Source organism: Ruegeria sp. YTSC199, assembly GCF_059609725.1.
On the sequence record NZ_JBXWMF010000033.1, the window covers coordinates 42,526 to 56,032 of the forward strand.

A 13,507-nucleotide genomic window follows, 5' to 3' on the forward strand; every position below is an offset into this window, starting at 1 on the left:
AACCTCGACCGACAAATGTGTCGATATACCCCCGCTTTGCAGCTTCTGAAAAACCGCGCGACACGGTTGTGAAATCCAAGCCGACCATTTTGGCAACGCTGCGCTGAGGCGGAAGGCGGTCGCCTGCGTCAAGAACACCCGACTCGACATCGTGTCTGATCGCATCAGCGATTTGAATATAGAGCGGTTTGCCATTGTCGCTCAGATTCGGTGCCCAGGTCTTCAAGCGTGGATTCCAGTCATTGTAGCGGATTGATGCAGGTATATTTGCACATTTATAAGCATCTTTTCAACGTAGTATCTCATTTTGGATTAAATTGATTGCACATTGATTGCATTTTGTTCAGCGTTGCGTTATTTGAGGCGCAACAAGAGGAGATCAAGGATGTCCGAACTTACATGCGACGGCCACGGTGACAGCGAAGATCGTCCGATCAAGCCTGCGATCCTCAATGGTATGCGCCTGAAATGCCCCCGATGCGGGGAAGGCAAGTTGCTGCATAGCTACATCAAGGTGAACGATGAATGCTCGAATTGCGGCTTGGACCTGAGTTGCCAACGGGCGGATGATGGACCGGCCTATCTTACGATCCTTATCATAGGGCACCTAATGGGGTTCGCGCTGCACATCGCCTGGGTCACATGGAGGCCAGAACCGTGGGTGCTGGCGATCAGCATGTCGGTGATTGCAGTCGCCGGTGCCTTGGCTCTCCTGCCGGTAATGAAGGGCTTGATTGTCGGTTATCAGTGGGCCAAGCGCATGCATGGATTTTAGGGGCTGAACACCTTTAAATTGTTCTACCCAACAACTAAAAATGGCCGACCCCAATAAGTCGGCCAGTCTTGTTTATAGAAGTTATTGGTTATTGGGAAACTAGGCCGCCAGAGCGACCGAATCCTTTCCAGCAGGGAGCCGCAGTGAGCAGGTGCTGTCCGTCACGGCTTTCCAGATTGCCTGAACGACATCTTCTGCCAGGGTGAATTCTTTTCCTTCTGCGTTCATGAATGCGCCCATGATCTGATCGACAAATGACTTGTAGTCTTCTGGTGTTTCGTTGGACTCTGCCATCAGAGACATCGCATTCTTGCCGAAACTGGTTGTCGGGGCCTGGCCAGGCAAAACGATGTGTGTTCGGATGCCGAGAGGCGCGAGCTCAAGCGCCAGGCATTCCGTAAAGGCGTTAATGGCGGCTTTGCTGGCTGTATAGACCGGTGCAAGTGGCAGTGGCTTGAGAGTGACGCTTGAGGAGACGTTGACGATCACGCCTGCGCCCTTGTCGCGCATTTGCGGCAGCACGGCACGGACCACTTCCATGGTGCCGAACACGTTGGTCTCAAAAATCCGGCGCACGTGATCTTCTGATGTGCCCTCAAAAGGGGAAAGCCAGCCTACGCCCGCATTGTTTACCAAAGCGCCGATGGGGCCCGCTGCTTTCACAGCCTTTGCAATGCTCTGACTGTCCGAAATATCCAGTGGCAGGATCGTCAATCGATCCGAGGCGGGTAAAAGTGTTGCATCCGGCTTTCGCATTGTTGCGATAACCGACCATCCTTGTTCGAGGAAGAAGCGCGCGGTCTCAAGTCCAAATCCCGACGAGCATCCCGTGATCATGACGGTATTCATGGCGTTGTCTCCTGTTGGTGATGTCTTGAAAGTAAACATCTTCGGCAGTATTTTATATAATCAATAGTCCAATTCTTGTTATCAAAGGTCCAAAATGGCGGATCCTTTCTCTGAAATCATCTCCCTCCTTCAACCCAAAGCATCCTATTCAAAACTGGTGCATGCATCGGGGCCGTTTCGGGTCCATCGTGATGATGTAAATGAAGCCTTCTACTGTTCCCTTCTTACTGGACGTGCATGCCTGAAGGTCGAAGGGAAGGAGCCTTTGGTTTTACATGCGGGCGACTTTGTCCTGATCCCTGCCGTCAAATCCTTCACCTTCTCAAGCGTTGATCCGCCACCGCCCGATGATCTGGTCAACTATCCCTTAGAAGGCGAAGACGGAGTATTCAGGCTTGGTTCGACTGATGCGGAACCGGTGGTCCAACAACTCGTAGGGCATTGCACTTTTGCCAGCCCGGACGCTGATCTCTTAATCTCGCTACTGCCTGATCTGATCTTTATTCGCGGTGAGGGTCGGTTGGCTGCGCTGACGGGTCTTGTTCGTGATGAGGCCCGCGCAAACAGACCGGCGCGAGATGTGATCGTCGAGAACCTGTTGCAAGTCCTGCTGATTGAGGCCTTCCGATCTGGCGCTGACACAGCCCCGACGGCTGGCCTTTTGCGCGGATTGGCAGATACAAGAGTTGGCCCCAGCTTGCGTGCCATGCACTCTGCTCCCGCTCAGAGATGGACTGTTCAAGCACTCGCTGCCGAAGCCGGGCTTTCTCGTTCTGCGTTCTTCACCCGGTTTGAAGGGCTTATGGGAATGCCCCCAATGAGCTACTTGCAGAACTGGCGGATGACACTGGCAAAACACATGCTTCGGGCGGGCGATCTGAGTATTGCCGAAATCTCTGCCCAGACCGGATACGGGTCGTCCAGTGCCTTCAGTACGGCGTTTTCCCGCCATGCTGGATGCCCTCCCGCGCGTTACTCAAAGGCAGTTTTGCTGGAAGCTTAGGGTTAAGCTTCTCAGATAACGCCGCCGTTGGCCCGCAATGTTTGACCACTGATCCAGCGACCATCGGGCCCGGCCAGAACCGAAACTGCGGCTGCGATGTCTTCAGGCGTTCCTAGTCGGCCAAACGGGTTCATCTTTTTGATGTTCTCGATCACACCGTCGGGTTTGCCAGCAATGAACAGGTCGGTCCCGACCGGCCCAGGCGCGACGGCATTCACGGTGATGCCACGTGAGCCCAGCTCCTTGGCGAGCACATGGGTCATCGCTTCCACCGCAGCTTTTGTCGCTGCATAGACCCCGTATGTCGGCTGATAGAGACCGACAACACTGGAGGACAGGCTGACAATCGCGCCACCTTCGTTCATGCGGTTCGCTGCCTCACGCATACCGCGAAAGACACCGCCAATGTTAACTGTGCAGTGCGCTTGGAAATCAGCATCAGATGTGGATGCAATTGCACTCAGGCGCATAATACCCGCGTTGTTGACCAGAACATCGACAGAGCCGAATTCTTGTTCTGCAACATCGAACAACCGTGGCATGCAGGATGCTTCTGAAATGTCACCCTGAACCGCGATTGCCTGGCCGCCAGCATTTTTAACTGTGCCCACGACCTGACCAGCCCCGGTCTCGTCACTCGCATAATTGGCAATGATTGCATGGCCATCTTGAGCCAGGCGGAGCGCTATAGCTGCACCAATCCCCTTGCTGGCGCCCGTCACAATTGCAGTTCTTTGTCCGTGTACCATGTCACTCTCCGTTCTGTTTCCAGCGAAGATAAACAGGAAGGCAGATCAGATAATGTACGTTTAGTTGGAATAAAAATTCGGTAAAAGCGAACAATGATCGATAAACTAAAAACCATACGCCTTTTTGTTCGTGTACTGGAACGCGGGAGCTTCACAAAAGCAGCTGCTGACCTGAACATTCCACGGTCTACCGCAAGTGAAGCAATCCAAAGGCTAGAGCGTGACTTGGGTAGCCGACTGCTGGATCGCACGACGCGCCACGTGGCTCCAACCCAAGATGGGCAAGCCTATTACCAAAGATGCGCGTCCATTTTGGCTGATCTGGAAGAAGCAGAAGGTGCATTGCGCGGGCACGAGCCGTCAGGTCTGCTGCGCATCGACGCGCCCGGCACTCTAACGCGGGTTTTTCTACTGCCCCACTTGGCTGGTTTTCTCGCTAAGCACCCCAAAATAACCCTTCAGCTCGGTCAGACAGAGCGCCTTGTTGATCTGGTGCGCGAAGGCGTTGATTGTGTCATCCGTGCAGGCATTCCCGATGACAGTGGTATGATCACACGGCACCTGGCCGATCTCCCCGAAATCACCTGTGCGAGTCCAGAGTACCTTGCAAAGTTTGGCACTCCGACGTCGGTTGACGATTTGAGTGGTCATCAGATGGTTGGCTTTGTGTCTTCCCGCACCGGCACCGCATTGCCGCTTGAGTTCAAGATCAGAGACCAGTTTAACGAAGTAACGTTACCTGCGTTGGTCACCGCAAACGACGCTGACACCGTGCACCATTTGGCTCGAGGCGGGTTCGGGATTGCGCAAGCGCCAAAGTATCGATTTATGGATGACTTGGAGGATGGGAGGCTTGTGGAGGTCTTACCAGATGCACCGCCGTCGCCCACTCCGTTGGCGGCCTTTTATCCGCAAAACCGACAACTCTCGCCGCGTGTTCGGGTTTTCTTGGATTGGGTTGTCAGCGTTTTCGATGAGGCCGCATTTTAACCCAATGTCGATGTCCAATTTACTCGTGAACAATTGTCTGTGGAAACTTCGAGTGATCTTATCATTTCCATCGAACCAGTTGACCGAGAAGGGTGAAGTCAACCGTCGTCCGGAAACAGCCCTAAGCAAATACTCACAAGTAGACTTTGGATTTCCCGAAAAGCGCGACCTTCCGGACATTCGCCGCAGGTGCAACTTGTTTTGCTAAGGCGATGGCCTTGTGCCCAACCATTTTTTGAACTTCCCCTTCCCTCCTCAGATTGGCTCCGACACAGGTGCTGATAGCTGCGGGATTGCGCCAACCTAGAAACTGCGGGATGAAGCGCAGGTTTGATCGTGGGGGCATCCATGATCCATTTGCACCTGATAAGCGGCCGATAGATACTTTAATAGCCAGACAATTCAGCGGCAGTATCAGCAAAAACTCCCTCGAAATCCGTCGCTTCACACTCAATTTGCCTACCGTGTGTCAGAAAGGCTGCGATGATCGCTTGGGTTTTGTCTTCTCTGGCTCGTTCCAGGAAGTGGCGAAGCTCTAGCTCTGCACCTGCGGCTTCATCCCTGACAGACACTGCAACAATCTCCTTTGACATCATGATGTCTCGCAGCGCTAAATTCCGGATCGCACCAAGAACTGCTTCAAGGAAAGTCTCCGCCTCTGCTTCTTCGGAGGTAAGGTCTGCACCTGTCAGCAGGGACTGCAGCGCGTTGTTCTTCCCCATACGCATAGCAGATTACACTGCACCCTGCCCGCCCGTCGGAATGTTGACACCGATTTCCGGCTGGGCAAAGGCAGCTTTCTCTGTGCCGTAAGCGAAGTCGCGAGCCACAATGAACTCGTTTCCGCCTCCGCGAGCGATCTCGTCTACAACAGCAACAGACACTTGCTTCATGGCCATGATGTTGTTGACGATAAGGCCAATTTCGATGATCCCCCCCTGACCGCCAGGAGTGCCGTTGATCGTGTTCAGATCAAGATGAGCAACAAAGAAATGCGGGTTTGCGGACTTGAAGGCTACCGCCTTAGTTTCCCGGTCGCCTTAAAGCGACAAGATGAAGGCGCTCATCTCATTGAAGATGTCTACCGTCCAGGTATTGGCTGGTGAGTTGTCGATTTCCACCGACGCTACACCGCCTTTGGTACGATCTCCGTTCACAAGCGCTGTTTGACGATGTTCTTCAGAAACACGTGTAGCAAATCGACCGTGACCTAGAGGACATGATTTGGCGGTTTGTTGAGCGCTATTCGATTCTGAAGAACGGTTCCCCATTTCTCTCATCCCGAGTGATTTACGCTGCTATTGATGGCCTTTTCCAAGAGGCACTGGCGCGCGTTGTTTCCGGCGATGCAAACTGTGTTGCTAACCTAGAGAATGAGTTGCTTTAACTGTTACCGGTGATTGTAAGCACACGCGAATGAAGCACCGAAACTGCATTTTGCCTTCAATGCGATGGCCCAGAGTTATGTGTAAAAACCGTTTGTCGTTCGAAGTTCAATGACGCCAAATCTGCCTCCCTCAAACGTGCGCTGTAGGCACAACCGGGATGATCCGATCAGGTAGATAAGGCTGACGAAAGACATGCCGCATTTACAAGGGAGACCGGCTAGCCAATGCCCGCTTTGGACATCAATGACTGGTCGCAGCCCAAATCAGACCTTCTCAACCAAGCTTTATAGCGTCCAATATGCGGACAGAGCTGCCTGTCGCTCGCGCGGCGGGTGCCTGCGGAGTAGCAGCAAAAACATCGCTGCGTTGCAACTGGTTTGTCAGAGCGGTCATTTATAGTAAAGAAAAGCACTGATCTTATTGTGCACTTTCACTGCACTCAGACCCAACAAAAGGAACATAGAACTAAGTTGCCATTTTCTGGTGGTTCGACCTGAAATCGCTCCAGTGGCAGAATAACGCTGAGTATTTCCTTACGGTTTTTTACCAAGCCATTTGTTCACCAGCTGTCTCGAAAACTATCTGCCTTAGCTGCGCTAGCGTTGCGAAGAGGGAAACTTCCTTGACTCTATGCTGGCTAAGAACGACAAAAGTGCATTGGTGAAAACTACTCGTCGCCGCGATGCTGCCGGCTTCGATGATCCAATGGCCTTCAGACTAATTGTAGCATGTGCCCCAGCATAGGAACGGGTTTCGCTGGGGCCTTCGTGATGAGCTCGTTCCTCGCAAGCATTCGCACCTGTCATCTGACAAGCCCCAATCATCGTGAGACCCAGGAAAGAAGGCGCCGTATGAACAACACCTCGCTCATAAATAGCGTACTTGATGCCCTATAGATCAGGCGCCAGGCACCGCTTCAATATGTCATTCATCGTGTTTTGGCGCAGCGCTGTTTGTTTGGTCCCGACACTCTTAGTATTGCTTTCAGGAACGCAACTTCCTGCTCAAGTCGCAGGTAATGCCGAAGGATCAGTTTGTGACGAAGGTTTCGAAAAAAAGAACGGATCGTGTCAAAGAACAGACGTACCCGAAAATGCATATTTGACGGGCAGTTCTTATGGCAGAGGCTGGGAATGCAGTCATGGTTTTCGGCATGTCAGAGAACTTTGTGTGAAAGTAAGAGTTCCGGAAAATGCCTATCTTGCATCAACCGGAGATCGATGGGAGTGCAAACGGCTCTTCCGACGAGCCGGAGAAGAATGCGAAGAACTGATTGAACCGGAAAACGGCTACATCGAAACACGGTTTGGTGTTCAGGAAGTACACTGCAACTGGGGTTTTCGTAAGGATAGCCAAGATTGCGTTGCAATAGATGTCCCGACAAACGGTCGTTTGACTGACAAAACTAGCGCGGTCGGATGGACTTGCTTAAGAGGCTTCAGGGCAGTGCAAAGTGCCTGCGAGCCTGTAGCCGTTCCTGATCACGCATATCTTTCGTCTGACACCTATTCCGGATGGAAATGTGAGCGTGGATTTCGCGAATACCAGGACAGTTGTGTTGCGATCCGCGTCCCTTCAAACGCTCATTTGAATCGAAGGGGCGACGGCTGGGAATGCAATCAGCCTTTCACACGACAGAACGATAAATGCACCTAAAGTTTGCCGCGACAATAGGTTGATGGAATTCAACACCGCATGACATAGCTGGAAGGAATAGCTCGTGAACCATAATTCTATTGACGAAAACTTGGGCAAAAGGCTCAACGCCGAAACGGCTCACCGCTGGACCTACAGAATAAAGATTTTTATCGCGTTAGCGGTGTTTGTTACTGCGGCAATTGTAGTGGTGTTTCTCTGATGCGTAAAAATGCCCCTCAAGTAACCCTTAACGACTCAAAGATGTCAGGTCGTGGTCTGGAACAAAGAGCATTTCAGGACCGCAGTGTTCGCAAGTCACGGAACGCTGACGTATCAGGAGTGGTCGAAGAAGAATTTGGAAAGTACTTGATTAAGGCTGGCATTTTGAGCGGCAACAGCGTTGCGCGCGCATTCCCCAAACCACCAGCTAAAACGCAGGCAATGATTGCCGACGCAGTTGGCGAAACACCAGCATTGGCCATTGAAGCCTTAAAAAACATTCTCGAAGAACGAGACAGGAAACGTAGCGGCCAACGTCGTTTGGAGGGAAGCTCCGGCACCTTTGTTCCCAGTGAAAGAGAGTATGCCGAGGCATTGCGCCAGATCAGGCTCACCCCTGCGCAGGTCACAATGCTAAAAGCACTTACAATCGCAGGCAAGGAAGGTCTGACCATTGGTCACTTGTCTCAGGCGGCCGGTTACAAATCGCGCGAGGCGTCCATCAAGGTCTTCAAGAAAATCGGGCTATTGATCGCAGAATATCTGGATCTCGAACTTCCCGAACCCGGATCGGCACAGAATGATGGCGCTGAGAAGGTCCTGGCATTTTCTCACATCGAAAGTGACGACGAACCAGCAACTTGGATCATGCATCAGGAACTGCGCGACGCCGTTCGTTCGCTTCTATGACGTGCGATCCAGCGCCTGCTTTTGAAGTGAACTCCGAACCGGAACAAAAGTACGAAAGGTTGCACACGTAGCTCATGTTGGAGAAAAAACCCTATCCGCTCGAATTGATCTATGTGCCTGTGAAACGGGCAAAAACACTTGATCAGCAAAAAGTTCTAACGATGGCCGAAGATATCCTCAAGAACGGCCAGAAGACCCCGATCCAAATACGCGCGGACAACAAGAGGTTTGTGCTGATTGAAGGTCTTCATCGACTGGAAGCCATTCGCGCCCTTGGCGGCGATACTGTCGAAGCTTATCTGGTGCGCGCCAGACTACACTGAATACTTGTTGGAGCTGGCGTTCGACAAAGCCTCGGAAAATGTCAGTAGGCGCTGACTTTTTTCGTCCCAAAGATGCAATCGTGCACAATTAAAGCTCTCAAACAGAGTAATACGCTGGCAGTTTTCCAACTCAGAATGGTCACGCAAAACCTCGTTTAGCCGATAAAATGGTATTCGGCTGGCAAGGTGGTGAACATGGTGCACACCAATATTGGCAGAGAACCACCGCAGGATGCCGGGCAAGGCATAGTGAGAACTACCATAGAATGCGGCGTTCTGAAGGTTCCACCCCTCTTCCCACTCCCAAGTCGTGTGTTCAAACTGGTGTTGAATGTAGAAAAGCCAAATACCAATCGACGATGCGACAATCATGGTTGGCAGGAAAACATACGCCAACACCTCAAAGCCTCCGGCCCAAAAAACCAGAGCCAATAACCCTGCAATCGCGGCGTTTGTTCCCATCGCGCTTGCCCAATAAAGCCAACCTGACCGCATGAAGCCAACAGGTAAGCGGTTTTGAAGAAAGAACGTATAAATCGGCACGAAACCGAACAGGAAGATGGGATTTCGGATCAGACGATAGGTGGCACGCCCGAGCCAATTCCGATTCTGGTATTCCTCGACGGTCAATGTAGGGATGTCACCCATACCGCGCCGATCAAGGTTGCCGGTTGAGGAGTGATGAATCGCGTGGCTTTGCCGCCAAACGTCATAGGGTGTTAGGGCAAGAACACCCATAACCCGACCAGTCCAATTGCAAACGGTTCGGTTTCTAAAGAAAGATCCATGACCACAATCATGCATAATGATGAAGATACGGACCAGAAATGCCGCATTCAGGATGGCCAGTAGTATTGCGATCCAGACACTAAAAGATAACGCAAACCACGCTAGGGCCCATAGCGCGAAAAAGGGGAAAACAGTGATCGCAATTTCAAAAATACTGCGCTTCGCATCGGCCACACGGTATTGCGCGAGCACCCGCGTCCAGTCTTTTGGTTGCAACTTACATGTTCTCCAACGGCTTATAGTAACCCATTGTGCAAACGGGCACCCCGAAAGGGTGCCCGAAAGAGGTCAGGCCAAAGCAAGATTGGCGGCGCTGTCGCGTCCGTCACGGCCAGATTCGACGTCAAAAGTGACCTTCTGACCGTCTTTCAATTCGCTGATGCCGGAACGTTCAAGTGCTGAGATATGCACGAACACATCGCGCTTGCCGTCTTCAGGCTCGATAAAGCCAAAACCTTTGGTCGAGTTGAACCATTTTACTGTGCCATTTGCCATTGTGGAGGCCTCCAAAAATTTGCCGCCCGCATTATTGCGGCGACTCGGCGTGGTCGGTCTGAATCGAAGGACTGAACGCCGAATTGAGGAGACAGCAGGTCGAAAAAGAAAAACGTAAGCCTTGTGTATATGGACTTCGAGCACGCGCGATACAAGCCTTGATGATGTGGAGGACAACAGAGAATTTGAGCCTGTCTGGCTTAGAACCGGTCTAATAGAGATGAAGCTGTTGCTCTGCGCTCCAAACCTGAAGGCGGCTTGGGTCAGCAGCACAGAAGACTAATGACCGTTTCTAGAGTCTGTCCTGCTACATCCGAGACAGCGATAAGCGTCTGTTTTGGTGCCGTCACCAAACTTTGCAAAGTTCGTTTTCTGCGCGAATTAAACATCGGCGGCAGTCGCGGTTTTCATCGCTTGCTGACGCTTGTTGCCATCAATCCCCTTGAGATTTCGGCGTGCGCTTCCAAACTCGCACTGACAAAAATCAAGGCGCCGGAGATCAACGACCCGGCGCCTTTTTTCCTAGTTGAACCTTAGATTTACGAATTGTGGGCGCTAATGACCTTGCTTATGGGCGCCAAAACCACCGAAATGGGTTCGTATTGCCTGGCGATTCATCAATTTGTGATGCGCCAAGCAATTGAGACCCAAAGTCAAAAAAAATATCCTTGTTTTCAACGCCCAACTTGAAACCAACACCAAGAACGGCGGAATGTTTACCCAAAAAACAAGGTCATTGGCACCCAGCAAAAAAGTCGCCAGAAACAAAAAAAGCCGCTCGTTTGAGCGGCTTTTTTTGAAGTTTTGTTCTAACTAAAGGTCGGAGACCCGGTAAAACTCAGCGCCAGCGATAGCCGGATCCCATGCTGGTCTGATTCCTCTTTCAGCCAACTTTGATCTGAGCCGTTCCGGATCTCTCACCCAGTATCCTTCGATCTGCGACAGCTTTCGAAAGCGGTTCTTAAATTTGTCGAGACTGCCCGGATCTACCAGATCGCACATTTTGCCCATGTGGCGGTACCGGCCACAGCTTTCTGGCCCGCGGCAGCCAGGAACAACGTTGGCGCTCAATAAAAACCGTACAACATCCAAGTGAACACCAAGTTCTCGGGCGGTATCGGAAATCGTCACCCCAGTCTCGCCATCTTGCAAACCAAGCTTGAACGATACCTCAGTTAAGTCAACGAGAACCGAACGAAACTTGAAAAGTTCAGGAAGAAGCTCGACGTTTTCGAGCCCACCCTTCAAAAGCAACGAGACGATGTCTGTTGTTGGAACATGAAGAGCGTCGGCGGCGTCTCCAACATTCGCCATTCCCAAACCAGCATTCACGACATGCTTTCCATTTTTGCGCATCTGTTTCAGTAGGCGGTCGAGATCATCGGAATCGACACCTTTGTGGCGACCGCTGAATTTCTTTTCATCATCTACAACCGGCTTAAGAATCCCTGCTTTCAACAGGTGCTGCGCCTGCGCCCTCGTGCAGTCGATGTAGTCCGGAATTTTTGATACAGGCACAGCTCGGACCAATTTTTTGATCAATTTCTCAGCTTGCAGGACGCGAGCGGTTTGACGCATTGAATCGTGGTCGTTTGAGCCGCGAAGTAGTCCGGATTTTGTCAAAGCACTCCTAACTGTTTTCGGATGCAGAGCATACTTTCTGGCGAGCGACGCTACTGAGTGAACCCTCGCTTGATCTACCACTGAGCCAAATAGCAACGTACCTGGCTCTACTCGGACGTTGTCCAAAATGAACTCCCGAAAAACCTCTTTGAAAGGTCCGATGTGCTTAACACCACGGTCGGCCTGGGCCCAGTGAAAAAGTCCACCGAATGTTCCCTGCGGCCCGGACTGCGACTGGTTCTTTTCAGAGTTATTCAATAGGTATCTCAGGCCTTCTCTAATTCCCTCCTCGCCCCTCGATGTGAACTCGTAACCTACCTTAGCGGCGTGATCCCAGTTTTCTTCGTTTAGCTTCGAAAGCGCGGTATGAGCCCCAAACTCAACGCATGCCCCAAGCATCTCGGTAGAACGGCTCGCCAGATCAATCGGCTGGCTATCCATCCAGCTCGATACCATATGACCTTCCAACCGTTTCTCCACATAGACTTGAAGTTCAGAAGGTCTTCGAGTTTTTGAAAGCGCCAGGATGTCCTCAAGATCCGCAATGTTAGGTTTCAAGTACGAAGTGTCGATCTTCGCACCATTGCTTGTTGCCTTACGCGCTCGAACCAAAGGCACGTTATGATATCGACAGGTTCGAACCGGGCTAAATGTCCAATTGATGCGTGCTGCGCCAACTCTCAATCCGTCTCGGTTGGTTTCAATGTCCGAAAGTAAGCAAGCCGGGCAGAAAGTTTGCCTGTTTCTTAAGAGAAATTCCTGAAAGAAGTTCTCGCTGCGATAACCGTAGACGCGACTGGACACTGGATAATGAGATCGCGCTCTTAGCTGTTCAACAGGAACACCAAAAACTACCGCAAGTTTGAAAAACGCGCGCTGCCGACCAATCATCAGTTCCTGCTGCGGTAAGCCGATCACCCTGCAAAACTCTTCTGCGGAAACCCCACAGTGAAATAAAGCAAATCGATTGACCCAAGACAAAAGGCTCTCATCTCTCAGGGGAGGCAATAGTGGTTTCATGGACGACTCACCGTTTGCTAATCTGGCGGGCTTGACGTTCCGAACGCCGTGCTTCGAATTCCTCAGCACCTGCGTCCAACTCCAAAACGGCCCAATCGTCGGGAACAAAAACGTTCTTATTCCAATCACAGCCTTCCCGCATTCCCCAAGCCTCGGCAAAGTGCAATCGTGTTAGGTCGTCGGAACCCTCTTCCCTTGCGCACTCAATTGCGTCAATGATCGTCTCCACTGCACGCCCAAATCGCTGACGACTTGCAAAAATGAGGCGGCAAGTGAGGTCTCTTTCATTCAGCAGCTTCAACCCAGCGACCTCGCAAAAGCTCTCAATTAAACCCAACAAGTCCGAGTTATCTTTTCCCGCCACAAGAGGTGCAGGCACGACCTTTGTGAAACGCCGATTAACCTGAGGGTCGTAGCTCGTGATTTCTGACAAGCGTTCTGTGCCACTAAGGACGGGAATGACGGCGGAATCGTTTTGCATTAACGATTTCAGCATCTTCAACATGTCATCAATCTCACGCGCAGAGCCAGACAGGAACATGTCATGCGCCTCATCAAACCACAGAACAACAATGCCGAGTAGTGCTAGACGGTACCGAACAAGCTTCCAAATTTCCCAACCCGTCAGCCGCATGGAGACCTCTGCTAAACCTGTTGCGGCTAGAACCTCGCGTCCAAGACTTTTCAGAGTAGCAGGACTAGGCACCTGGATGCGAATATAGCGAGGCCAATCCTCGCCAGATCGCGGTTTTAGTGCCGGATGATTGGACAGCACATGGTTCACAGCGGTGGTTTTACCGCCGCCAGATGCCTCGATGATTGCAACACCCCGTGTTTCCAGGTCTCCAGTAAACCGGAGCGGTTCCGGAATAGGGGCGCCTGTCTGCCATCAGCACCCATGGAACAGACTAGGTTGATTGCGTAGCGGAGGATTTCAGGCTCATCGTAACCATCAG

General features: G+C 51.7%; 15 protein-coding genes and 1 pseudogene. 7 read left to right on the plus strand and 9 right to left on the minus strand.

Annotated features, from left to right (window positions below):
* Window positions 1–4 precede the first annotated feature (4 nt).
* Window positions 5–226 (minus strand): annotated as a pseudogene (locus AC2FEE_RS22455) (GntR family transcriptional regulator); the annotation flags it as partial.
* Between the two features lie 159 nt (window positions 227–385).
* Between AC2FEE_RS22455 and AC2FEE_RS22460 the strand changes: the two are divergent.
* A complete protein-coding gene (locus AC2FEE_RS22460) occupies window positions 386–775 on the plus strand; it encodes a DUF983 domain-containing protein (protein WP_496867632.1) in 390 nt (129 codons plus the stop codon).
* A 99-nt stretch (window positions 776–874) separates the two neighbouring features.
* Here the strand turns inward: AC2FEE_RS22460 and AC2FEE_RS22465 are convergent, their stop codons facing one another.
* A complete protein-coding gene (locus tag AC2FEE_RS22465; protein WP_496867634.1) occupies window positions 875–1,663 on the minus strand; it encodes an SDR family oxidoreductase in 789 nt (262 codons plus the stop codon).
* Between the two features lie 55 nt (window positions 1,664–1,718).
* Here AC2FEE_RS22465 and AC2FEE_RS22470 point away from each other — a divergent pair, with 55 nt between their 5' ends.
* The gene (locus AC2FEE_RS22470; RefSeq protein ID WP_496867636.1) at window positions 1,719–2,627 is read left to right on the plus strand and encodes an AraC family transcriptional regulator; all 909 of its coding nucleotides are present in this window, start codon (window positions 1,719–1,721) and stop codon (window positions 2,625–2,627) included.
* Window positions 2,628–2,638: 11 nt separating this feature from the next.
* Here the strand turns inward: AC2FEE_RS22470 and AC2FEE_RS22475 are convergent, their stop codons facing one another.
* Entirely contained in the window at window positions 2,639–3,376 is a 738-nt protein-coding gene (locus tag AC2FEE_RS22475) for an SDR family oxidoreductase (protein WP_496867638.1), read from the minus strand.
* A gap of 93 nt (window positions 3,377–3,469) precedes the next feature.
* Between AC2FEE_RS22475 and AC2FEE_RS22480 the strand changes: the two genes are divergently transcribed.
* Entirely contained in the window at window positions 3,470–4,366 is an 897-nt protein-coding gene (locus AC2FEE_RS22480) for a LysR family transcriptional regulator (RefSeq protein WP_496867639.1), read from the plus strand.
* A gap of 386 nt (window positions 4,367–4,752) precedes the next feature.
* Here AC2FEE_RS22480 and AC2FEE_RS22485 read toward each other — a convergent pair whose 3' ends face one another.
* Together AC2FEE_RS22485 and AC2FEE_RS22490 are read right to left on the minus strand one after the other, a co-directional pair.
* Window positions 4,753–5,088 carry a hypothetical protein gene (locus AC2FEE_RS22485; RefSeq protein ID WP_496867641.1) on the minus strand — a complete coding sequence of 112 codons (336 nt, stop codon included), beginning with the start codon at window positions 5,086–5,088 and terminating at the stop codon, window positions 4,753–4,755.
* Window positions 5,089–5,100: 12 nt separating this feature from the next.
* The gene (locus AC2FEE_RS22490) at window positions 5,101–5,265 is read right to left on the minus strand and encodes a hypothetical protein (protein ID WP_496867642.1); all 165 of its coding nucleotides are present in this window, start codon (window positions 5,263–5,265) and stop codon (window positions 5,101–5,103) included.
* Window positions 5,266–5,343: 78 nt separating this feature from the next.
* On the opposite strand from AC2FEE_RS22490, the gene AC2FEE_RS22495 reads away from it, so the two are divergent.
* The 3 genes from AC2FEE_RS22495 to AC2FEE_RS22505 all read left to right on the plus strand — a co-directional run bounded on the left by AC2FEE_RS22495 (window position 5,344) and on the right by AC2FEE_RS22505 (window position 8,624).
* Entirely contained in the window at window positions 5,344–5,472 is a 129-nt protein-coding gene (locus AC2FEE_RS22495) for a hypothetical protein (RefSeq protein ID WP_496867644.1), read from the plus strand.
* 2,139 nt (window positions 5,473–7,611) lie between these two features.
* On the plus strand, window positions 7,612–8,301 hold the full coding sequence (locus tag AC2FEE_RS22500; RefSeq protein WP_496867645.1) for a hypothetical protein: 690 nt from the start codon (window positions 7,612–7,614) through the stop codon (window positions 8,299–8,301).
* 74 nt (window positions 8,302–8,375) lie between these two features.
* On the plus strand, window positions 8,376–8,624 hold the full coding sequence (locus AC2FEE_RS22505) for a ParB N-terminal domain-containing protein (protein WP_496867647.1): 249 nt from the start codon (window positions 8,376–8,378) through the stop codon (window positions 8,622–8,624).
* Here the strand turns inward: AC2FEE_RS22505 and AC2FEE_RS22510 are convergent.
* Together AC2FEE_RS22510 and AC2FEE_RS22515 are read right to left on the minus strand one after the other, a co-directional pair.
* Window positions 8,616–9,629: a fatty acid desaturase gene (locus tag AC2FEE_RS22510; RefSeq protein WP_496867648.1), complete on the minus strand. Its 1,014-nt coding sequence runs from the start codon at window positions 9,627–9,629 to the stop codon at window positions 8,616–8,618. The genes AC2FEE_RS22505 and AC2FEE_RS22510 overlap by 9 nt on opposite strands.
* A 72-nt stretch (window positions 9,630–9,701) precedes the next feature.
* On the minus strand, window positions 9,702–9,908 hold the full coding sequence (locus tag AC2FEE_RS22515; protein WP_496867649.1) for a cold-shock protein: 207 nt from the start codon (window positions 9,906–9,908) through the stop codon (window positions 9,702–9,704).
* Window positions 9,909–10,190: 282 nt separating this feature from the next.
* Here AC2FEE_RS22515 and AC2FEE_RS22520 point away from each other — a divergent pair, with 282 nt between their 5' ends.
* Entirely contained in the window at window positions 10,191–10,445 is a 255-nt protein-coding gene (locus AC2FEE_RS22520) for a hypothetical protein (protein WP_496867651.1), read from the plus strand.
* A gap of 276 nt (window positions 10,446–10,721) precedes the next feature.
* Here the strand turns inward: AC2FEE_RS22520 and AC2FEE_RS22525 are convergent, their stop codons facing one another.
* Both AC2FEE_RS22525 and AC2FEE_RS22530 read right to left on the minus strand, forming a co-directional pair.
* Window positions 10,722–12,551, minus strand: coding sequence for a TniQ family protein (locus AC2FEE_RS22525; protein ID WP_496867652.1), 1,830 nt, complete (start codon window positions 12,549–12,551; stop codon window positions 10,722–10,724).
* A 7-nt stretch (window positions 12,552–12,558) separates the two neighbouring features.
* Window positions 12,559–13,422 (minus strand): TniB family NTP-binding protein, encoded by an 864-nt coding sequence (locus AC2FEE_RS22530; RefSeq protein WP_496867656.1) that lies wholly within the window; start codon window positions 13,420–13,422, stop codon window positions 12,559–12,561.
* Between the last annotated feature and the right edge of the window lie 85 nt (window positions 13,423–13,507).